This is a genomic window from Fibrobacter sp. (genome assembly GCF_045131395.1).
Taxonomy (GTDB): Bacteria; Fibrobacterota; Fibrobacteria; order Fibrobacterales; family Fibrobacteraceae; genus Fibrobacter.
This window is the reverse complement of the sequence record NZ_JBGUQY010000046.1, coordinates 196191-218793: the sequence shown is the minus strand read 5'-3', so window position 1 is coordinate 218793 and position 22603 is coordinate 196191. Positions and strand designations below refer to the sequence as shown.

Annotated in this window: 18 protein-coding genes and 1 tRNA gene; 12 read left to right on the top strand and 7 right to left on the bottom strand. The window is 50.3% G+C overall.

The genetic code is table 11. The features are described from left to right. Nucleotides 1-497: 497 nt before the first annotated feature. The 3 genes from groES to ACJMNB_RS12115 all read left to right on the top strand — a co-directional run bounded on the left by groES (nucleotide 498) and on the right by ACJMNB_RS12115 (nucleotide 2663). On the top strand, nucleotides 498-779 hold the full coding sequence (gene groES / locus ACJMNB_RS12125; RefSeq protein ID WP_405342812.1) for a co-chaperone GroES: 282 nt from the start codon (nucleotides 498-500) through the stop codon (nucleotides 777-779). Nucleotides 780-821: 42 nt separating this feature from the next. Further along, nucleotides 822-2453, top strand: a complete 1632-nt coding sequence (gene groL, locus ACJMNB_RS12120) for a chaperonin GroEL (protein ID WP_405342810.1) — start codon at nucleotides 822-824, stop codon at nucleotides 2451-2453. Between the two features lie 136 nt (nucleotides 2454-2589). Then, nucleotides 2590-2663, top strand: a tRNA-Arg gene (locus ACJMNB_RS12115). A 70-nt stretch (nucleotides 2664-2733) separates the two neighbouring features. On the opposite strand, the gene ACJMNB_RS12110 is transcribed toward ACJMNB_RS12115, so the two are convergent. Next, nucleotides 2734-5055 (bottom strand): RND family transporter, encoded by a 2322-nt coding sequence (locus tag ACJMNB_RS12110; protein ID WP_405342808.1) that lies wholly within the window; start codon nucleotides 5053-5055, stop codon nucleotides 2734-2736. A 283-nt stretch (nucleotides 5056-5338) separates the two neighbouring features. Between ACJMNB_RS12110 and ACJMNB_RS12105 the strand changes: the two genes are divergently transcribed. From ACJMNB_RS12105 to ACJMNB_RS12075, 7 genes are all read left to right on the top strand, one after another. Then, nucleotides 5339-5560, top strand: coding sequence for a DUF1490 domain-containing protein (locus tag ACJMNB_RS12105; protein WP_173379719.1), 222 nt, complete (start codon nucleotides 5339-5341; stop codon nucleotides 5558-5560). A gap of 6 nt (nucleotides 5561-5566) precedes the next feature. Then, nucleotides 5567-7657 (top strand): heavy metal translocating P-type ATPase, encoded by a 2091-nt coding sequence (locus ACJMNB_RS12100; protein WP_405342806.1) that lies wholly within the window; start codon nucleotides 5567-5569, stop codon nucleotides 7655-7657. Nucleotides 7658-7740: 83 nt separating this feature from the next. Then, complete coding sequence (locus tag ACJMNB_RS12095; RefSeq protein ID WP_405342804.1) at nucleotides 7741-8154, top strand: metal-dependent transcriptional regulator; 414 nt, start codon at nucleotides 7741-7743, stop codon at nucleotides 8152-8154. A gap of 184 nt (nucleotides 8155-8338) precedes the next feature. After that, the gene (locus ACJMNB_RS12090; protein ID WP_405342802.1) at nucleotides 8339-8737 is read left to right on the top strand and encodes a metal-dependent transcriptional regulator; all 399 of its coding nucleotides are present in this window, start codon (nucleotides 8339-8341) and stop codon (nucleotides 8735-8737) included. Continuing rightward, on the top strand, nucleotides 8734-9018 hold the full coding sequence (locus ACJMNB_RS12085) for a ferrous iron transport protein A (protein ID WP_405342799.1): 285 nt from the start codon (nucleotides 8734-8736) through the stop codon (nucleotides 9016-9018). The genes ACJMNB_RS12090 and ACJMNB_RS12085 overlap by 4 nt, the downstream gene beginning before the upstream one ends. Next, nucleotides 9018-11900 carry a ferrous iron transport protein B gene (feoB, locus tag ACJMNB_RS12080; RefSeq protein ID WP_405342796.1) on the top strand — a complete coding sequence of 961 codons (2883 nt, stop codon included), beginning with the start codon at nucleotides 9018-9020 and terminating at the stop codon, nucleotides 11898-11900. Before ACJMNB_RS12085 ends, feoB begins: the two co-directional genes overlap by 1 nt. Before the next feature lie 233 nt (nucleotides 11901-12133). After that, complete coding sequence (locus ACJMNB_RS12075) at nucleotides 12134-13291, top strand: hypothetical protein (protein WP_405342794.1); 1158 nt, start codon at nucleotides 12134-12136, stop codon at nucleotides 13289-13291. Nucleotides 13292-13371: 80 nt separating this feature from the next. On the opposite strand, the gene ACJMNB_RS12070 is transcribed toward ACJMNB_RS12075, so the two are convergent. After that, nucleotides 13372-14160, bottom strand: a complete 789-nt coding sequence (locus tag ACJMNB_RS12070) for a ZIP family metal transporter (RefSeq protein WP_405342792.1) — start codon at nucleotides 14158-14160, stop codon at nucleotides 13372-13374. Nucleotides 14161-14274: 114 nt separating this feature from the next. Between ACJMNB_RS12070 and ACJMNB_RS12065 the strand changes: the two genes are divergently transcribed. Both ACJMNB_RS12065 and ACJMNB_RS12060 read left to right on the top strand, forming a co-directional pair. Then, a complete protein-coding gene (locus ACJMNB_RS12065) occupies nucleotides 14275-15450 on the top strand; it encodes an alpha/beta hydrolase (protein ID WP_405342790.1) in 1176 nt (391 codons plus the stop codon). 11 nt (nucleotides 15451-15461) lie between these two features. Further along, the gene (locus tag ACJMNB_RS12060) at nucleotides 15462-16055 is read left to right on the top strand and encodes a class I SAM-dependent methyltransferase (RefSeq protein ID WP_405342788.1); all 594 of its coding nucleotides are present in this window, start codon (nucleotides 15462-15464) and stop codon (nucleotides 16053-16055) included. Here ACJMNB_RS12060 and ACJMNB_RS12055 read toward each other — a convergent pair. From ACJMNB_RS12055 to ACJMNB_RS12035, 5 genes are read right to left on the bottom strand one after another with little or no spacing between them, the layout of a single operon-like run. After that, on the bottom strand, nucleotides 16052-16801 hold the full coding sequence (locus ACJMNB_RS12055; protein WP_405342786.1) for a hypothetical protein: 750 nt from the start codon (nucleotides 16799-16801) through the stop codon (nucleotides 16052-16054). The two genes, ACJMNB_RS12060 and ACJMNB_RS12055, sit on opposite strands and share 4 nt — an antisense overlap. 20 nt (nucleotides 16802-16821) lie before the next feature. Next, entirely contained in the window at nucleotides 16822-17706 is an 885-nt protein-coding gene (locus ACJMNB_RS12050) for a DMT family transporter (protein WP_405342784.1), read from the bottom strand. Nucleotides 17707-17742: 36 nt separating this feature from the next. Then, a complete protein-coding gene (locus tag ACJMNB_RS12045; protein ID WP_405342782.1) occupies nucleotides 17743-19074 on the bottom strand; it encodes an MATE family efflux transporter in 1332 nt (443 codons plus the stop codon). Next, nucleotides 19074-20822: an ABC transporter ATP-binding protein gene (locus ACJMNB_RS12040; RefSeq protein ID WP_405342780.1), complete on the bottom strand. Its 1749-nt coding sequence runs from the start codon at nucleotides 20820-20822 to the stop codon at nucleotides 19074-19076. The genes ACJMNB_RS12045 and ACJMNB_RS12040 overlap by 1 nt, the downstream gene beginning before the upstream one ends. After that, nucleotides 20823-22589, bottom strand: coding sequence for an ABC transporter ATP-binding protein (locus ACJMNB_RS12035; RefSeq protein WP_405342778.1), 1767 nt, complete (start codon nucleotides 22587-22589; stop codon nucleotides 20823-20825). Between the last annotated feature and the right edge of the window lie 14 nt (nucleotides 22590-22603).

Here is a 22603-nt window from a genome sequence, read left to right as displayed (position 1 = left end):
ACTCCGTTCTGCGCTCCGACCAAGGAGCAATTTCAAACATCCTATAAGTAATCTAATTCGGAATACTCCAAAATGCACCCTATAAATTACTTATCTTAAATATAATCAAATTTTCTATAAAAAGTCTACATTATTTTTTACTTTTTACAGACATTTAAGCACATTTTACGAATTGTAATAAAAATAAAAAGTCTACATTTAGCCACTAAAAACATCAAAAATGTGGACCGACCTGAACAATGCCCCGCACACCCCTCCCCCAGCGTCCAAAACGTTTTATTTTGAAACATCGCCGTCGGTAGCCGAGCCAGCGTTTCAAAAAGATACTTGTAGTCCATAAAAACAGGCCCATTTCAGCAGAAAAAGCCAATTTTCCCAACAAAAACGGTTTGGCACAGATATTGCTTACTATAGGGCGAAACAAAATAAATAGTCCAACTTGGACTAAGAAGTTCAATCAATGGGTGCGAAACCACCCGCAAAAAAGGAAAAAGAAAATGATCAAGCCGCTTGCAGATCGAATCGTCGTTAAACCGGCAGAAGCCGAACAGAAGACCTCTTCGGGTCTCTTCATTCCGGATAACGCCAAGGAAAAGCCGATGCAGGGTAAGGTCGTGGCCGTGGGCCCGGGCCGCAAGAACGAAAAGGGCGACCTCGTTGCCATGGAAGTCAAGGTCGGCGACGTGGTGCTTTACGGCAAGTACAGCGGAACTGAAGTTTCCGTCGATGGCGAAAACTACCTGATTGTCAAGGAATCCGACATTTTCGCAACGCTCTAATCGCGTAACACAAAGGTTTTAAATAAAAAAAGGAAAATCAAAATGGCAAAGCAACTTAAGTTTGATGTAGCAGCTCGCGAATCCCTGATGAAGGGCGTGGACAAACTCGCCAACGCAGTTAAGGTTACCCTCGGTCCTAAGGGCCGCAACGTGATGATCGCAAAGGCCTTCGGTGCCCCGAACGTCACTAAGGACGGCGTGTCCGTCGCTAAGGAAGTGGAACTGGAAGACGCTTACGAAAACCTCGGCGCTCAGATGGCCAAGGAAGTCGCCAACAAGACTTCTGACGCTGCTGGTGATGGTACCACCACCGCTACCGTGCTCGCTCAGGCTATCACTCGCGAAGGCCTCAAGAACGTGGCCGCCGGTGCAAACCCGATGGACATCAAGCGCGGTATGGACGCCGCAGTTGACGCCGTCATCACCGAAATCGGCAAGATGGCCGTGAAGATCAACGGCAAGGAACACATTGCCCAGGTCGCAACGATTTCTGCTAACAACGACCCCGAAATTGGCGAACTCCTCGCCAACGCTATGGAAAAGGTCGGCAACGACGGTGTGATCACCATCGAAGAATCCAAGACTGCCGAAACCATCCTCGACGTTGTCGAAGGTATGCAGTTCGACCGCGGCTACCTCTCTCCGTACTTCGTCACCAACACTGACAGCATGGAAGTGGCCCTCGAAAATCCGTACATTCTCCTGTACGACAAGAAGATTTCTACCATGAAGGACTTGCTGCCGATGCTCGAACACGTTGCTAAGCAGGGCAAGTCTCTCCTCATCATCGCCGAAGACGTCGATGGCGAAGCTCTCGCAACGCTCGTTGTGAACAAGATGCGCGGCACCCTGAAGGTCGCAGCCGTTAAGGCTCCGGGCTTCGGCGACCGTCGTAAGGCAATGCTCGAAGACATCGCTATCCTCACTGGCGGTATGCTGGTTTCCGAAGACACTGGCGCCAAGCTCGAAGACGCTCCGGTGACCGTGCTCGGCCAGGCCAAGTCTATCACCATTACCAAGGACAACACCACCATCGTTGAAGGTGCCGGTGACGCCGCTTCTATCAAGGGCCGTATCGCTCAGATCAAGAAGCAGATCGAAGCTACCACCAGCGATTATGACCGTGAAAAGCTCCAGGAACGCCTCGCCAAGCTCGCTGGCGGTGTGGCCGTGATCAAGGTCGGAGCTGCTACTGAAGTTGAAATGAAGGAAAAGAAGGACCGCGTCGACGACGCTATGCACGCTACCCGCGCTGCCGTCGAAGAAGGTATCGTTCCGGGTGGTGGCGTTGCCCTCATCCGCGCCGAAAAGGCCATCGATTCCCTCAAGTTTGATAACGCCGACCAGAAGACTGGTGCCGCTATCATCCGCCGCGCTATTGAAGAACCTCTCCGTCAGATTGTCACCAACGCCGGCCTCGAAGGCTCTGTGATTGTGAACAAGGTGAAGGAAGGCAAGGATAGCTTCGGTTACAATGCCAAGACCGATTCTTACGAAGACCTCATCAAGGCTGGCGTGATTGACCCGGCCAAGGTGACTCGTACGGCCCTCAAGAACGCCGCTTCTATCGCTTCGATGATCCTCACCACTGACTGCGTGATCACCGAAAAGAAGGAACCGAAGCCGGCAGCTCCTGCCATGGATCCGTCCATGGGCATGGGCGGCATGATGTAATCTAAAGCCGCAAGATTCTACTCCTTATGGAACGTTCGGTTCATTAGAACCGAACGTTTTTTATTTTAAAGGATGTCGTTGAGCAAGCTCATTTGACGAAATCCCGGGCTTTTTGCTATATTTGCAGTCCACAAACGCTCGCGTAGCTCAGTTGGATAGAGCAACTGCCTTCTAAGCAGTGGGTCGTGGGTTCGAATCCCGCCGTGAGTATGAAAAGAGGTCCCCGTTTGGGGGCCTCTTTTCATACTCTACTGGAGCAAACCCGAAGGATTCGCATTTATTACAAATGTTTTTCTTTTCCGTACGGTTTGCACAGGTAGACCAACGCCGTGGTAAGCGTATAGTCGGCCAGGAGTGCGCCTCCGAGACCCAAGATGGAAAGGATCCCCACATTGTGGAGCGCACCCATGGGGCTGAAAATGAATACGAAGAACATGGCGCACAGAATGAAGGTGGTCATGCCCATGGTCTTGCCGATTTCGCGATAAGAGAGCAGCAGCGCCTGCCGGTAACTGCCCGTCTTTTCATAGCCATACTTGATGTGGTTATTCATGTGGATGGTGTCATCGACGGCGATGCCCAAAACCATCGGCATAATGATCATCGTAATCATGTCAAGCGGCATATTCAAATAGCCCATGAACCCGCCAATCAAGAGCACCGGCGCCACATTCGGAATCATGCCGATAAGCCCCGCACGGATACTCCCGAAAGCAAGAATCATCATGATGGCGATAATCACGAAAGAGCCTCCGAAAGAGCGGAGCAACCCGCCTACCAGTTTCCCGTTCATTTCGGCGTAGTTGATGACATCGCCCACCACTGAAGTTTTTGCATCCGGGAAAATGCGCGTCATATAACTCTTGGCGCTATCCAGATCCTCAATGACTTTATTCGCATCATAGCCCGAAAGTTCCACGTGGATGTACGTCGTCTTGTAATCTTCGTCCATCCAGCTGAAGATAGCATCAGGGTCGGAGATTTCGTAGAGGAACAGCACCTGCGCAAGCATATCATGTTCTGCGGGGACTGCGTAATAGGCGGTATCGTCGCTATTTAGCGTGCGGTTCATTTCTTTCACGAGGCTCGTGACCGACTGTACGCGCGGCTTTCCGCCCGAAATCTTGGTGAGCTGGAGCGTCCCGAGTTTTTCTTCCAATTCCTCGATGCGTTTCATGTTTGCAGGGTCCTTCAAGGCATCAGGATTGTCAAATTCCACCATCACGTTAAAGTCGTAGAGACTTCCGAGTTTTCCGCTAAGCATATCCAAGAGGCGCACCACGTAGGGAATCTTTTGCCCCATGGTCTTGGTGTAGTCCATGTTCACGTCGATATGCGTAATTCCCGGAATCTGGAAGAGCATAATGGCACCTGCGACAATTGCGACGATGACGCTGTGCCTGCAAACCTTGCGACCGAAGAATTCAAAGAGGATGTCCGTCTTGGTAGCACCCGCAGACTTCACCTGCTCGGATTTTGGTTCTGTATCGCGCCCGAAACTCATGAGAATCGGAATCAGCACCATCACATAGAGGCAAACCATGGAGACAATTCCCGCCGAAATACCGCCAATCCAGCGGATGGGACGAATGCCCGCAAACAAGAAAGAAAGGAGCGAGGCCACCGTAGTAATGACCGTAAAGAAGATAGGCCAGCCTGTTTCTTGGATGGCAAAAACCACCGATTCCTTGCGCTTGCCGGAACGGCGGAACTGCATGCGGAATGCGTTAATATAGTGAATGGAATAGCCCACCGAAAGCGCCATGCCCAAAAGCACCGGGAGCGCCACCATCGAGGAATCCCCCGTAATGCCTAACCAAGCGTTGATTCCCAAGACAGACGCAATGCCGCAAACCGTCGCGATGGCAGGCACCACTACCCCACGGAGCGAGCGCACAAAGAGAACCAGGCAAAAGAGCATCACCACAAAGCCGCAACCGATGCGGATTGCGCATTCGCGGGTAATGACTTCTTCCTCTTCCATTTCGGTGTAGCTCATGCCCGTCTGCAAAAGTTCGTAACGGTCGCTCTTGAATTCTTCGGATTCAACCACCTGGCGGGCGAAAGGCGCGATGCTGTCCTTGCCGAATTCCACACCGCCTTCGTACTTTTTCAGCGAAAGAATCACCCAAGTTTCCTTGCTGTCATCCGAGACGATTCCATTCACCAATGATTGGCGGCTCATCACCAGCGCTTTTTTAGCGGCAATGTCCTGCGGGTCGGTCGGAATACCGTCTTCAAACGGGTCGATGACTTCGAAGCCTTCGTCGTTCGCCTTGGGAATAGACAGATTGCGCGTCAAGGAAACTACGCGTTCGGCATACGGGACTTCATTTTCGAGCCTTCTCGAAAGCCTGTCAATGGCCGAAAGAACTTCGGGCGCAAAGACATCATCGGCGCGGACCAGCACCATGAAGGAATCGTCGCTACCGAAGATATCGTAAAAATGTTCCTGATTCAGCTTGATTTGATCATGGTCATCGAACCATTCGTCATCACTGCTGGACATGGAAAGGTGCGGTAGCCCGAGACACGCCGCTATAGTTAAAATCAGGGTCGCCGCGAGGATTTGCCAGCGGTATTTTACCTGAAAACGCCCCATTCGGGCAAAAAATTGGTTGACACGAGAAACTTGCATACACTTTTTTCCGTTTTTTGGGCCAGAAAATATGTATGCCGCAAAAAAAATTCTACTCCAAATAGACTTTTATGAATCTAATAAAGTTTTAACAGCAGAACAAAATTCACAAAACGCTAATAATGTTAGTCAAATGAGCGCTAGAGAGGACTGCCGCCTCCAGCTTCAAGTTAGTTTGTTTGTAATAAACAGAGGCTTTGGAAATAGGTAGATTTTAAACATCAACCAAACAACCAAGGAGTAAACCATGTCTATTTGGAAAAATGAAAAGTTCTGGTGCGTCGTGGGCGGTGCCGTCGGTTCCGCCATCGCCAAGAAAATTCTGAAGGCCCCGAAGACCCGCGAATACGCCGTCAAAGGGCTTGCTCATGGCATGAAATTTACCGCCGACGCCAAGGCCACCTTCCAGGATATGAAGGACGAAGCCGCCGACATCTGCAACGACGCAAAGAAAGAAGCAGGCAAGTAATCCGCTATGCGAACAAAAATTGTTTACGACAAGCCGGGGCGTATCCGCTTTCGTGCGGGGGCGTACGCTTTTGAACCGGAACATGAGCCGCGCATCCACAAGGCCTGCGTGGCGCATCCTTATGTAAAACGCGCCGTCGTCCATTCCGAAAACGGTGGTATTCTTATTGAATACGAAACCGGTACTCGTGAACAGTTTTACCGCGAGCAGTTGATTGAGTTTATCCAAAAACTCAACCTTGCAACGCTCCCCGAAGGCGACCCCGACACCGCCTACCAGTTGCAGGCACTGGATTCCAAGTTCAAGAACAAGCTCACATTCATGCTGGCGCGCCGTTACTTGTTCAAATGGTTCGTGCCGCTGCCCATACGGACTGCAGTCCATATTTACAAGGGGCTGAAATACGTCGTTAAAGGGCTGGACATTCTTTCGCAGGGAAAGCTCACCGTCGAAGTTTTAGACGGGGCTGCCATCGGTGCAAGCATTCTGCAGAGGAACTACAGTTCCGCCGGGACAATCATGTTCCTGTTGAACGTCAGCAGCCTTCTGGAAGAATACACCAAGGCGCGCACGCGTACGGCGCTTACCGCAAGTTTAGCCGTCAAGGTGGACTTGGTTTGGGTCGTCAAGGACGGCGTCGATGTGCAAATGCACCTGCAAGACGTGAAGGATGGCGACCTGGTGCGAATCCGCTCGGGAGCAATGATTCCGGTAGACGGAACCGTTGTCGAGGGCGACGCTTTCGTAAACGAAGCGACCATGACAGGCGAATCGCAGGCGGTGCATAAATCCACCGGAAAGTCCGTATTTGCAGGGACCATTCTCGACGAAGGTTCCATTGTCGTCTCGGTGCGGGCAGTAAACGGCAATACCAAAATTCAAAAGATTATCGAACTGATCGACCAGTCCGAAGACCTCAAGGCATCCATCCAGAGCAAGGCCGAAAGGCTCGCCGACGGAATTGTGCCTTACAGCTTCTTGGGATTCGGATTGACGCTGTTGTTCACCCGCAACGTCACCAAGGCCGTTTCGATCCTGATGGTGGATTATTCCTGCGCCATCAAGCTCTCGACCCCGATCTCGGTCATCTCGGCACTCCGCGAAGCGGCCGACCGTAACATGACCGTAAAAGGCGGCAAATATCTAGAAGAATTCGCCCTCGCAGATACCATCGTCTTTGACAAGACAGGAACACTCACCAAGGCGGAACCGAAGCTCGAGCGCATCATTCCCTTTGAAGGCCGCAGCGAAGAAGAGGTGCTTCGCATCGCAGCCTGTATCGAGGAGCATTTCCCGCACAGCATGGCGCGCGCCATTGTGCGCGGGGCCCTTGACAGGGGCATTGACCACGAAGAAGAACACGCCGATGTGAAATACATCGTGGCCCACGGCATCGCCACGACCTTGAACGGGGAACGCGCCGTTATCGGAAGCAAGCATTTCGTGGTAGAAGACGAACATGTAACCGTAAGCGATACCGAACAGAAGCGCATTGACGAACTCGCCGGGGCGGCTTCTGTGATTTACCTTGGCATCGGCGGAAAGCTGGCTAGTGTTCTTTGCATCAGCGACCCACCCCGCGACGAGGCTGCCGAAGCCATTCACATGCTGCGGGAACGCGGAATCAAGCATGTGGCAATGATTACCGGCGACAGCCAAAAGGCCGCCGAACGCACCGCCCAGTTGCTCGGCATCGACACATTTTACGCGCAGGTTCTGCCCGAAGACAAGCACCGCTATGTCGAAAAGATGAAGGCAGAAGGACACCGCGTGATTATGGTCGGTGACGGAATCAACGACGCCCCGGCTCTTGCCGCTGCAAATGTCTCGGTTGCCTTGAGCGACGCAAGCGACATTGCCCGCGAAACCGCCGACGTAACGCTCCGCAGCGAAGACCTGCGCGACCTCGCCGAACTGAAGGACCTGAGCGCACAACTCATGGACAAAATCCAGGCGAACTACCGCTTTATCGTGACCTTCAACACTGCCCTACTGGCTGCCGGGTTCTTCGGAATACTAGCCCCCTCGACATCGGCACTGCTGCACAACCTGTCGACCATGGGAATTTGCGCCAAGAGCATGATGCCGATAAAATAACATGCTCCCGTCAAAAGAAGTTGACCGAATATTCGAGCCTTCCTATATTGATTAAGTCGGTTTAGCCCCAAAAGAGGACTCGAATGGAAAACGCAAAGCTTAGCCAAAGTCTTGAAGACTACCTGGAAATGGTGCACATGCTGCGCCTCGCCCACGGAATCGCCCGAGTCAAAGACATAGCTTCTTCTCTTTCGGTCAAAATGCCGTCTGTGGCGAAAGCCATGATCGAGCTCAAGAAACTGGGCCTTGTGACGCAGGAACCCTACAGCGGCGTGGAACTCACCGAAGAAGGAAAGCGCGTTGCCACCGCCATTTTGAACAGACATCTTCTGCTCAAAAGCTTCTTGATTCGCCTGGGAGTCTCCGAAGCCATCGCCGATAAAGACGCCTGCTGCATGGAACACATCCTTTCTGGTGAAACATTAGGCAAAATCGAAGACTTCATGGGTCCCTCCGACGACAAGAAGGTGAAAACCTTAAAAAACACGAAAAAATAAGCGTTTTTATAATTAACATATATATGGACGAAACTAGCGTTTCGCCCATTCTTTTTATTTTGATACAATTTTAGCCATATCTAAACAAATTTCCCGAAGTAAACAAATTTAGCCTTGACAAACTATCCCAATTTTCCTACATTAGCCGCGTCTAATTAGACTAGGTAAACATTTTAGGCAAAGAATGAGACGATCAAAGCTAACACAGAGTCTTGAAGATTATTTGGAAGTGATTCACGTTTTGCTCCAGACCAACAAAATCGCCCGAATCAGGGATATCGCGGCGGCGCTTACGGTCAAGATGCCCTCGGTAGCCCGCGCGGTGGCGGAGCTCAAGAAACAGGGGCTCGTGTCGCAGGAGCCTTACAGCGGCGTGGAACTCACCGAAGAAGGGAAAAAAGTCGCTGTCACCATTTTAAGCCGACATCTTTTACTGAGGCAGTTCCTGCAACATTTGGGAGTGTCCGACGATAACGCCAATACAGACGCCTGCAACATGGAGCATATCCTTTCGGCAGAGACGCTCGCCAAAATTGAAGAATTTATGAAATCAGTGGAAAATCTCAACAAGAGGAAGAAATGAGCTGTAACTGTGGATGCGGAGGCAAATCCCCTGCAAAGAAATGGGTCATGGAACCCAAATTTTCTGATTTGAAACGTGGCGACAAGGTGGAAATTGTCGGTTATAATGAAGGCGATTCCGCTTACAAGTCCAAGTTGCTTTCGATGGGGCTTGTGCGTGGCGTCGTTCTCGAAATTTTGCAGGTGGCACCCCTCGGCGACCCGATCGAGGTGGGCGTGCTGTCTTACAGGCTTTCGCTCCGTAAGGAAGAAGCCAACGTGCTCAAGTTGAGGAGGGTATAATGGCTGCTAGAAAACTTTTGACGATTGCGATTGCCGGTAACCCGAACTGCGGTAAGACGGCCCTTTTCAACGCCCTTACGGGTGCTCGCCAGCATGTGGGTAACTGGCCCGGCGTAACGGTCGAGAAGAAGGAAGGTTATTTTGAACTGGGCGACCGCCAGATTCGCCTGGTGGACTTGCCGGGTACTTACGCCTTGTTCGCCAATGCCGAAGACGAACGCGCCGCTGTCGATTATCTGCTTAGCCGCGAAGCAAGCTTGATCATCAACATTGTCGATGCGACGAACCTGGAACGCAACCTGTTCCTTACGAGCCAGCTTGCCGACATGAACATCCCGATGGTGATTGCCGTCAACATGATGGATATCGCCGAAAATCGCGGAATCCAGTTGGATTTAGATGAGCTTTCCGACGTTTACGGCGTGCCGTGCATTCCGCTTTCTGCCGTGAACGAAAAGAGCGTCACTAACTTTATCAGCCAGATGGGCCACGTGCTTGCATCCCCGATGCCGCTCCCGAAGCAGATTACATACGGCGAAAAGATTGAAGAAGCCGTGAAGGTGCTGGAACCGAAGGTGGCGACCGTTGCAAAACTTTTGGCGACGGATGCGCGCTGGGTGGCACTCATGTATTTGGGCAACCAGAAGAGCTATGCGGACAAGTTTGCCGAAGCGGGCGTGAAGCTCGACAAGGCCGAAATCGTGAAGATTCTGGGCGAAGAGCCGGAATTTGCCATGGCTGAAAACCGCTATTCCATTTCGCACAATGTGGCTGGCAAGGCGGCCGTTTCTACCCGCACCAAGAAGACCTTCTCTGACAAGCTTGATGCCGTACTTTTGAACCGCTGGGCGGCTCTCCCGATATTCCTTGTCATCATGTATCTGGTGTTCTGGATTGCGGTGACGATAGGTTCCGCATTTATTGATTTCTTTGACGTGCTGTTCGGCGCGATTTTCGTGGACGGCTTCGGCTACGTGCTCACGGATGTTCTCCATGCGCCGGGCTTTGTGTCCGCCATTCTCGCCGACGGTATCGGTGCCGGTATCCAGACGGTTTCGACCTTCATCCCGGTTATTTTCTTCATGTTCCTGTGCCTTTCGTTCTTGGAAGACTCGGGTTACATGGCCCGTGCCGCCTTTGTGGCAGACCGCTTTATGCGATTCCTCGGGCTCCCCGGTCGCGCCTTCGTGCCGATGATGGTGGGCTTTGGCTGCGGTGTCCCGGGTATCATGGGGTCTCGCGTGCTGGAATCGAAGCGCGAACGCTTCCTCACCATTTTCTTGGTGCCGTTCATGAGCTGTGGCGCTCGCCTGCCGGTGTATGCGCTGTTTGCCGCGGCGTTCTTCGGCAAGATGGCGGGCACGGTCGTGTTCCTGCTCTACCTCGCCGGTGTGCTGTTCGCTATCGCTTACGGTTTGTTCCTCAAGAAGTCACTCTTCCAAGGACAGGCCAGCAACTTCGTGATGGAACTTCCGCCGTATCATTTGCCCAAGTTCAAGTCCCTGATGATCCACTGCTGGCAGAGGCTACGCGACTATATCTGGCGCGCCGGTAAGGTGATTACGATTGCTGTTGCCATTCTCGGATTCTTGAACAGTTTCGGCATCGTGGAAAAGGCTGTGGACGAAAATGCTCCAGCCGATGAACCGGCAGGTTTTGAATTTACCGCCGGTAACGGTGACTCCGAAAACAGCCTGCTTTCTACCATCGGTAAGGCGATTACGCCGGTGTTCGAACCGTTCGGCGTCGAGAAGGAAAACTGGCCCGCATCCGTGTCGCTGTTTACGGGCTTGCTCGCCAAGGAAGCCGTTATCGGTACCATGAACTCGCTGTATTCGATGGCCGGGGAAAATGCCGAGGCTGAAGCCGCAGATGGCAAGGCCACGGAACCTGTTGAAGAAAATAAGGCCGCAGAAGAAAATGCTGCCGAAGCAGCCGCGGAACCCGCTCCTGAAACAGAACAAGTTGCTGTTGCTGACAGCACCGCTGCAACCGCAGACAGCACTGTTGTCGACTCTGTGGTGGCTGTTGCAGACAGTGCCGCTCCTGCCGTGGATAGCGCCGCCGCAACGGATAGCGCCACAACTGAAGAAGCTGTCGCAGAAGCTGTAGCCGAAACACCCGCTGCAGAACCTGCTGAAGAAGAAAAAGTGTTGATCGCCGGTGTGGACGAATGCCCCGCCGAAGAAGAGGAAGAAGGTGGCGCTCCGGATATTAAGGGCGCAGTGCTTGAAGCCCTCGGTTCTATTCCTGCAAACCTAGCCGAAGTATTCGGTTCGCTCACCGACCCGCTCGGAACCTCCGGCGAATTGGAAGGCCAGGAAGCTGCCGAACTCAAGAAAGAAACACTCGACAAGATTGAAGGCGCAAAGGTTCTGACTTGCGAAGAATTCGCTGCCATCGAAACCTTCGGCGAAGAAGAAGAGGATGAAAAGACCCGTGAGGCCGTGTTCGAAAAACTGGCCGCCGCAGGCCTTGAACTCTCCGAAGACGAAATGGGCGCTCTCGAAGAAGGCGACCTTTCTGAAACGGCAGACATCTACGCCAATCTCCGTTCTTACTTCCACAACCCCGACAAGAACGGGAACCCGGTGGATGGGTTCAACTGGCAAGTGTTCGCATTCCTGATCTTCATCTTGCTCTATGTTCCTTGCCTTGCTGCCATGGGCGTGGTTGCTCGCGAAATCGGCCTCGGCCTTGCTATCCTGATGGCTACGGTGCAGACGCTCCTTGCCTGGGCTGTGGCGGTGCTGCTTTATCAGGTGCCCGTTGGCGGAAACACGACCTGGATTGTCGCCGCTATCGCAGTATTGGTTGGAACAGGAATCTTCCTCAAGGTCTTCGGAATGAAGGCCAACAAGGAAAAACGCTTCGAAGACTAAACCTTTAGGATCAAGAAGCATTAAGGGCTGGTAGGCCCAAAACCTGCCAGCCCTTAATTAAACGACCTAACTTAGACTTATCTAACAAATTGAAATAAACAAAAACATCTTGGCACAGTCTTTGCAACATAGGCGTATGAAAGGCATTTGCCAAGCATTTTTGTAGCACTAATTGTAAAACAATTGACGGAGTGTTACAAAAAGAGAAAATAAAACCGTCATAGGAGCTAATTATGAAAAATCGTCTGTCGTCCAATCTTTTATTCGGCCTTGCCGCCGCCTCTGTTTTCGCTATTCCGGCTTTTGCTCAGGAAGCTCCGGCAGAAGCTGCCGCAAAGGAAGCCGCTGCAGCAGAGGAAACTAAAGGGCCCGAAGTCAAGTTCTCCGGTGAAGTCGAATTCGACGCCTACACCGGCGATGTCATTAACGAAGACATCAAGAGCCATTCCTACGCCTCTACCTTCGACCTGAATGTAGATGTCAAATTCAATGAGAAGTGGTCTGCATCTGTGCAGCTTGAAGCCGATGGCGAGTCCACCGATCCGGCAGCGATTTACAACGGAGCATTCGTACAGTACACGCATAGTGACAATTTTAACGTGAAGCTCGGCGACCTTACCTTCTCGGAAGGCGCATTCTTGAACTACTACGGATACGATGACCCTGCCGACAATGCAGCCGGCATGGCAGAACACGACATCCGTGGCGTCGAAATTGACTTTAGCGGTATCATCTTTGGCCTCGGCTACGGTCGCGGCGACAACGACAACCTGGTTTGCGTTGAAGAAGATGGCGAAGAATCCTGCATAGGTGTAGCCTACGATGCACACTTGGCTTATGAACTGGGCCTTGGCGAAAGCACTTTGCGCCCGTTCGTGGATTACAAGTCTTACCAGGAAGCAAAGCATAACGAGCTGCATGCCGGTATCGATGCAAACCTGAAGTTCGGCGCAATCGGTTTGCACGCCGTTTATGGTTTGCACGCTGACTACCTCGGCGAAGACGAACCGAAGCCGACTCACGCCTTCTTGGCAGAACCGTCTCTTGCCGTGGGTAACGTAAACGTCAAGGGTTCCGTGTTCTACGCCTACTTTGACGAAGACGCTCCGACTGTACACGGCGAAGAAATTCCCGAATACTTCTTTGCCTATGCAGAACCGAGCGTGAGCATTTTGGAAGCTCTCACCTTGGGCATTCCGGTGGAATACCATACGAATACACTCGACAAGAATGACGATGTTTCGACATTCGATGTGGGTCTCCGCGCTTACCTGACTCCGGTTGACGGTCTTGAAATCACGGGCTTTGCCATGTTCGACATCCCCGTCGGCGACGACGCCGGTGACGACACGGGCCTCACCCTTGGTCTCGAAACTGTATTCAGCTTCTAATTCCAAGCGAACTTTTTTGCCATAATAAAATCCACGCCACGGCGAATGCCGTGGCGTTTTTTGATTATATGTTTTGACAATCAAAGAGCGCTGTCGAGTACCATCATCAGCGTAAAGCCGAAAGCAAAGAGAATCGTTCCGCCGTCAAAATGTTCGCCCTCACTGACTTCGGGGAGCATTTCTTCGACCACGACATAAATCATGGCACCGGCCGCCAGCGAAAGCAAATAGGGCATGAAAGGCGAAAGGGCCTCGGCGGCAAGCAGCGTAATCAAGGCACCCACAGGCTCCACCGCTCCAGAAAGCGCACCCAGGGCAAAAGCCTTCTTGCGGGATGCTCCTTCGGCGCGAAGCGGGAGCGAAACCACCGCCCCTTCAGGGAAATTCTGAATAGCAATACCGATGGCAAGCGCAAATGCGCCCGAAAGCGTGATGGTCGTATTTCCGGATAGCCAGCCTGCAAATACAATGCCAACGGCCATGCCCTCGGGAAAGTTATGGAGCGTTACCGCAAGCGTAAGCATAGTCGTGCGTTTGAGTTTCGCCTTGGGGCCTTCAGGCGTATCGCTATCCATGTGCAAATGCGGCACAATCTTGTCTAACAGGAACAAAAACAGAATGCCCGCCCAGAAACCGACCGTCGCCGGGATAAACGCCAACTTCCCCATCGGTTCGCTCGCCTCAATGGCCGGCAAAAGTAGGCTCCACACCGAAGCAGCCACCATGACGCCCGCCGCAAACGAAAGCAAGCCGCGCTTAAGGTTTATGCCCATCGGCTTGCGCATAAAGAACACGCAAGCGGCTCCAAGAACTGTTCCCAAGAACGGAATGGCTAAGCCTTGGGCAATCTGTAAAACCGGTTCATTCATACTATAAAGATAGTATTACAGCTCTAACAATTTCAACTCCTAATATAATCTCGGTGGATTTTTGAAAGTCTAAACGGAGTAGCGAGCAAGCGGTCCATTTTTTATTGTGTAGGCATGAACAAAGTAAAAACAACCATCATCTCGACTTTAGCAATTTTAATTTCCGCCACATCCGCTAATGCTTGCCTTGCTGCCTGCAAAGAAAAGAAACGCGACGAGGCGTACAGCAAACCGCTCCCGGCTGCGACCCTGCAAACGATTGTCAGCAATTCCTTGGCACAAAAAACTGTAGACCCGGAACTGGGACTTCCCTACCAGATTTACCCGATAGAAACGAATCCGTACGACAAGGTTTTTCGTTCTACGCTTATTGAATACCCTGCAGGTAGTTCGCCGCGCTCGATAGCACCGAATTCTAATCCGCGAGGGATAATCTTGTATGTTCACGGCTACAACGATTACTTTTTCCAAGAAGAACTCGCTGAAAAGTCTGATTCTGCCGGATTTGCCTTTTTCGCCATCGACTTGCATTACAACGGGCGTTCGTATCGTGATGGAGATCCTCGTTCCGACATGCGTAGCGTCAAGGAATACTATGCTGAATTGGATGCCGCCGTAGCTCTCAGCAAAAAAATCGCAGGCAATTTGCCGTTTGTCATTATAGGGCACTCGCAAGGAGGCCTGATTACGCCCAATTATCTGAACGAACGCAATAGCGAAGATTTTGCGGCGCTGGTCTTGAACAGTCCCTTCCTTGATTATAAAAACAGCTGGTTCGTTCGTACTGTGGCATTCCCCGTACTTTCGGATGTCGCGCTATTGATGCCCGACGCACCAGCGCCTAAGCAGGAATCACCCAAGTACAACAAGTCTCTTTTGAAGACCGAAAGAGGCGAATGGGAATTCAATACGGAATTGAAAAGTGATGACTGGCCACAACAGTACTTCGGTTATCTTCGCGCCACCACAAGAGGCATCAAGTGGATTCACGCGGGTATGCAGATAAAGGCTCCCGTACTCATGATGCGTAGCGGCTGTACGGTCGACAACGTCAAATGGGACGAAGATTACATGCGCTGCGACTGCATGCTGGATGTGAACCTTCTTGAAAAATGGGCTCCCAAGTTGGGTCCCGATGTCACGACGGTGACCGTTGAAGACGGCATGCACGATTTATTCCTTTCTCGCAAGGAAGTTCGCGACTATGCCTACCGAACCATGTTCGAATTCCTCGACGATGCTGTAGCACGCAAAAACGCAGTCGTTGCATATAACTATATTGCTCCCTAGTGGGGTCTATTATGAATGTATGGAACGTTTTTGCGCCGGTTTACGAACTTTCGATGCGGTCGCAGAAGAACATTTACGATTATCTGTATGCGCGAATCGCCGAAGTCGCAAAGGATAAGGACGTCCTTGAACTTGCGACCGGCCCCGGGATGATTGCCCGGCATATCGCGCCGTCGGCAAAGTCCGTAGTAGCGACTGATTTTGCTCCGAGGATGATCGAAACAGCGCTCAAGGCGAAAAATCCTGAAAATTTGAGCTTTGAAGTGGCTGACGCAACATCGCTCCGGTTCGAAGATAATTCCTTTGATGTCGTCGTCATCGCAAATGCGCTCCATATTATTCCGAATCCAGAAAAGGCGCTTGCGGAAATCCGTCGCGTTCTAAAGGATGACGGCCTGCTGATTGCCCCGAACTTCTTTTTTCGTGAAGGCGGCAAGAAAAATCTTTGGCAAAAATTCCTGAGCCTTGTCGGTATCCGTTTTGCTCACGAATGGACTGAAAAAGAATATAAGGCCTTCTTGGAATCTAACGGCTGGTCCATTAAAATGAACCGCGTTATCGAAGGCCGAATCGATTTGGTCTATGTAGAGTGCGTTAAAAATTAAAACTCTCGATTGTCACCGCCGCATGGTTTAAACGTGTCGGTGAAGTCGCCGAAGTAGCCTTCTTCGTCAGCAAAGCGGCAAACGATAGGCAAAGTCCTTATCTTGCCCGCATCTTCTTCATCCGTGCCACATCCATCTTCGATAAGGGTCTCGCCATCCGACTTGTAAACCCGCATGCAGTCCATTTCTTGACAGGGGCGATATGCAGCACCAATGGAGGAATGGTGATATTCGTAGACTTTTCCGTCGTATGTAAAGCGGAATCGGTCGCTATGATGATTTCCGCCCCATTCGTATGTCAAGTCGGTTAAGGGGACATACTTTTTGTTGACGTATAAGATAGCAGTATCCGCTGTAATGACCGGGTATGGCCACCAAACACCTTCGCAATCAGTCGGAGAGCCCTGCACATAGACAAAACCACTTTTATCGGCATAGTGGAAGGAACAAATCCAGTCATGTTGATCGAAAGAATGTTCTGTTTCAAGACCGTCTTGCGATGTACATAAATGGACTTCCTTTTGCGGGACGCGCGTCTCGAAAAGTGTCGTCGGATCTATTTGATCTCCGCTAGAAGACGAGAGAGTCTTGTTGGGGCATGATTCCTTGAGACTGCTTGACGACATTTCATCGTCAGAATCAGAGGAACTCGAAATGATTTCTTCGTTGCTTGCGCTAGAAGATTCGTCGCCGCAGGCGGCAAGGAACAGCATCGCGCTGGCAAGCAGTATTCTGTATTTTTTCATATTTACTTTACCTTTGTAGTTTATGTAATGTGCGAACGGACAAGTGTGTCGTAAATGACGAAAGTAGTTCCGACAACCATGACTAGGAATGCGACGGCGTTCTGTAGCGTAAATTTCTCGTCTAAAAGTACAAAGGAAAACAGGACGCCAATAAACGGCGCTATGGCGTAAAAAGCGCTCGTCTTTGCTGCCCCCAAATATTTTTGTGCCCGGATGTACGTGAATATACTCAGGCCGTATGCGACGAAGCCAAGTAACAGCGCGATTGGTATGTATTTTGCTGCAAAGCTGATTTCGCTTGTTGTGATGGAGACGATGATTGAACCAAATCCTGAGCAAAGACCTTTTATGGTTACAATCTGGTAAGTGCTTTTGTCTGAGATTCTACGGGTGCAGTTGTTTTCTAGCCCCCAGCAGATTGTCGCTCCGAGAACGAAGATGGAACCAATTGAAAAATTGAAATCATTGGTACTTTCAAATGAGAGAATAAAACTGGATATCGTTATAAATAAAATGGCAAGCCATAAACGTAAGGAGACTCTTTCTTTGAAAATGAAAAGCGCAATCAGTGTTGTCGCGACGATTTCGAAGTTTCCGAGCAACGATGCGTTGCTAGATGTTCCGTACTTTACGCCGAACATGAGCAAAATGGGTGCGATGATGTCGAGTAAGACCATGCCCAAAGTATAGGGCAAATCTTTTTTACCAAGCCGTTCTGTTTGTGGCTCGTGCTTGATGTGAAACAAATAGAGGATGCCGATGCCAAGTCCTGCGCCGATGTAAAGTAAGCCAGCCATAAAAACAGGTGAAATTTGGGCAAGCAGCATTTTGGAACAAGGAACATTCAATGCATAAAATGCTGCCGCTGCTATAGCGTAAATAATTGCAATGAAATTCTTGTTCATGGCTTAAACGATCTGTTTCGCAAGTACGAAATATAATCAATAGTAACCGTATTTTTTGCGGAGTGCCACGATACAGACTACCGTGACTGCAAACGAGGCAATTTCTGCGACAACTCCCGAAGCCCAGATACCGTCAAGTCTAAACAAAATGGGCAGGGTGAGCACCGCAATGATTTCAAAGGCGAATGTTCGCAAGAATGAAATGATTGCTGAAATAAGCCCGTTATTTAAAGCTGTAAAGAACGATGACCCTGCGTAGTTTATTCCCATCAGTAAATAGGCGAAAGAATAAATGTATATGCCGCGATGTATCATTTCAAACAAATTGGGGTCGTAGCTTGCAAAAATGTGCGCAATTGGGTATGCTAAAATTTCGGAGATTGCAGTCAGTAATATGCCTGCGAAGATGACGATGACCAAATCTTTCTTGAACAAATTTTTGAGCTCGTCTGTATTGTCTGCACCATAATGATAACTTACAATAGGGGCTCTACCGAATGAATATCCCATATAAAAGGTCGAGAATATATAGCTTGTATACATGATGGTGCCATAAGCGGCAACACCTGTATCGCCAGCGAATTTGATGAGCTGGTAATTGTAGAGCATGCTTACAACAGACATGGCGATATTTGATACCAGTTCAGAAATTCCGTTTGTCGATGTTTTTAATAGAGCTGAACCATCAAGGCAAGGCTTTACAAGCCGCAAAGAAGTCTTGTTGGGCAAAAGGAAAAATACGAGGGGAACAAATCCACCGACCATTTGGCCGATTACTGTTGCAAATGCAGCCCCGGAGATACCCCATTTCAAAATGACGATAAAAATAATGTCTAACAAAACATTGGTGATTCCCGCCGTAACCGTGATGATAAAGCTTAATTTGGGTTTTTCCGCCACGATTAAAAAGCAGTAGAAAATGTGCTGGAATATAAACGCAGTTCCGCCGAGAACAGCTATACGCCCATAACGGGTTGCTTGAGTAAGCAATTCGCCATCCGCTCCCAAAAAAGAAACGATATTTTCCATGAAAAACGAGATGGTAATGCTTGCGATAATGCCAAACATGAACATTGTATAGACAATCATCGAAAAGACTTGATTTGCCTTGATCTTGTTCTGTTCGCCCAAAAGTTTTGCAACGAGAGCGCTGCCACCGGAACCCATCATTACACCGAACGAAGCAAGAACCATAAGAATCGGCATGATGAAATTGACTGCGGCAAACGCCGTTTTACCGACGAAATTCGAGACGAATACGCCGTCAACAATGCTATAGATTGTGGTGAAAAATAAAGTCAAAATGGACGGCAATACAAAACGTAATAGCCGTCCATAAGTAAAATGATCTGAAAGCTGGATTTGCATTACAATTTCCAGCTCACGGCTTCGCGGCGGGAATCGATGAAGCGGGCGTAAATTCCGCCGTTCTTCACGAGTTCCTCGTGCTTGCCTTGCTCCACGATGCGGCCCTTATCCAAGACAACAATCTGGTCGGCGTGGCGCACTGTTTTTAAGCGGTGAGCGATCATGATGACTGTCTTTTCCTTGGTCAGTTCCTGGATAGCGTCCATCAAGTCGCGTTCGTTTTCAGGGTCCACGTTTGCGGTGGCTTCGTCCAGAATGATAACCGGAGAATCCTTCATGATGGCACGGGCAATGGAGATGCGCTGGCGTTCTCCCCCACTGAGGCTTGCGCCGCCTTCGCCGATTACCGTATTGTAGCCGTCGGGCAGCTTTTCGATAAAGTCGTGGCAGCAGGCCTTCTTGGCGGCATCTACAACCTGTTCGTGCGTAGCCCCCGGATTGCCGAACTTAATGTTGTTTTCAATCGTATCATGGAACAGATACACATTCTGGAACACGAAGCTGAAGTTCTTCATCAGGCTGTCCATGCTGTAATCTTGTACGCGGCGGCCTCCCAAAGTCACCGAGCCGGCATTTACATCCCAGAAGCGTGAAAGCAGATGGCAAAGAGTCGTTTTTCCGGAACCGCTCGGACCCACGATAGCCGTGGTCGTCTTTTCTGGAATGCTAAGTGTCACGTTGTCAATAATCTTACGCTTGTCGTAGGCGAAATCAACGCTTTCTGCCTTGATATCGTGATTGGCAGGGGCAATTTCTTCGCCTTCAATATCCATGGTAGGCTTATTCAAGATATCATTTGCGCGGTTGACCGAGATATCGACAGCACGGAGAAGTGCCGCGTAGCTGCCACCCAGTTCAAGGGCCGCAAACAGCATGAAAGAGCACACAAGCATAATTGCGCAATCTGCAAGTTCCATGGAGCCGTTCAAGTAGAAATGAATCGAGAACATCATGATGGCGACACCGGTAATTTTCGCGACAAAGGTCTGCAAATTCGAAAGCGGGACACACTTGAGTTCCATGGAGATATTGGCACCGGTATTCTTGTCGATGACTTCGTTCAACTCCTTGGAACGCTTGCCAGTCATGTTGTAGGCCTTAACTTCGGCGATTCCCTGGATGTATTCGAGGACCTTTTCGACCACCTTGCCGTCGGATTCCACTTTTTCATGCGATACGGCGCGAACATTCATGCGCATGAGCGTATTGATGAACAGGAACGCCACGAAACCTACAGTTGCAATAATCGCGATTCGCCAATCAAAGAAGGCGATCATCACGATAATAAGGATCGTATCGAGAATGCCCTGCGTAACCATCATGACCACACGAGTAGCCACGTCACCGAGCTGTTCCATGGTATTCGTCGTAACAGATGTAATGTATCCGAGGCTATTCTTGTTGAAATAGCCCATGGGCAGGTAGCGCAGGTGTTCAGCAATTTCTATACGCTTGCGGGCGCAGGTGCGATAGCCACCTTCGCATTGCCACATACTCATGTATCGCTTGGTGACTGTTGCTCCGATAAGGCTTGCGATCATGATTCCAAGCGAAAGCCAAACCGTATCCATGGTAAACGGGGCTACACCTTGTACATGGCGGATAACGCCTTGTAACATGACTGCCATGGCTCCAATGCGGAGCGCCATGAAGAAGGAATTGAAAATGCCGAGGATAATGGAGCCATAGAATTTGCGGCGGTTCTCGACATCGCAGAAATTAAAGAACTTGATGAGAGTATCGAACATTTATGCATCCTCCTCGGAATCCTTGGCACTAATGTGGGCCTGCCACATGGACTTGTAGAGACCACCCTTTTCGAGCAGTTCCTGATGCGTACCACAGCTGTCGATGTTGCCATCCTTGATGACATAGAGTTTGTCGGCATCCTTGACGGTAGAAAGACGATGCGCAATCACGATGAGAGTCTTGCCTTGTACGAGTTTTGCCACGGATTTCTGGATGATGGCCTCGTTTTCGGGGTCGGTGTAGGCGGTTGCCTCGTCGAGAATGACAATCGGTGCATTTTTCATCATCGCGCGGGCGATGGCGATGCGCTGGCGCTCGCCACCGGAGAGGTGGGCGCCCGAACCGCCGACAATCGTATCGAAGCCGTTTTCGAGACTCATAATGAAATCGTAACAGCCGCTTTGGCGCGCCACCTCTTCGACCTCGGCATCTGTTGCCGAGGGACGCCCGAGCCGGATATTTTCACGAACAGACAAATCGAACAAGAAGTTGTCCTGAGAAACGTAAGCGACACGACGGTTATATTCTTCAAGCGAAAGATCCCTAATGTTCACGCCGCCGATCTCGATATCGCCGCTATCGGCATCCCAAAGCGATGCTATAAGACGTGCAATCGTCGATTTTCCCGAACCGCTCGGGCCCACGAACGCGGTAAAGCTTCCTTCGGGGAGCTGCATATTAATGCCATGAAGAATTTCCTTCTTTTCTTCACCTTCGATGCCCTTGTGGTAGCTAAACCGGACATTTTTCAATGTAATCGAATTGTCTGCGGGCTTCTGCTTGTCGGTCGCGGGACGTGCGAGTTCTTTCATTTCCAAAACGGAGCCGACTTCTCCAAAAATGACTCCCGCCTTGCTGATATCGTCACTGTAGCTCATGATGGTAAGGAGAGGAAACATGATACCCACCGAGACAATGATGACAGTAATCAAATCAACTGCGGTAATAGAACCTTGGAAGTAGAAATAACCGCCAATCGGAAGAATCGTCAACAGCGTGGCCGGAACGACCATAATAGCGACCGCATGCGGCCAAATGCAATTGCGCATCCAATCTACAAAGCATTCACTGCCGTCGTGAGCAGCCACGACGAACTTTTCGTAAGAAGATTTGGACTTGCCGAACGCCTTGATGACCTCTATACCGTTAATGTATTCTACGGCGGTATCGTTCAAGATCTTTGTTTTTTCGACGGTGTTATTGAACCATTTTTGCGCTCCGACCAACATAAACGCCACGGAAATAATGCCAATGGGGAGCGTCCCAAGCGAAGCAAGTCCCATGCGCCAATCGATATGGAATAGATAGACAAACATGAGTACGGGTAGAACTAAATTCGAGGTAAATTCAGGAACCACATGGGCAAGCGTCGTTTCCATGCTATCGATGCGTTCGACCAAGATATTTTTTAAGGCCCCCGAAGGCATGTCAAGAACGGAGCCAAGCGGCACACGTGAGAGCTTATCGCAAAGATCCTTGCGAATATTTCCGAGCACATTGAATGTCGCCACGTGCGAAAGCGTCGTGGAAATGCTATGGAACAGGACATTTCCAAACCAGAATGCAGCAATAATCAAGCATTCATTAAAGTAAACATCCCAATCACGTACACCCGAAAGCAGTTCGCGCACGATGTTAGCGATAATGATGTAAGGGACAATTCCGCAAGTGACGCGCAAAAGCGCAAAGAAAATGCTTGCGATGTAGTATTTTTTCTTGTTTTTGGCAAACAGGAAAATCCAAGAGAGCAGAGATTTCTTTTTCATTGTTTTTCCTCCCC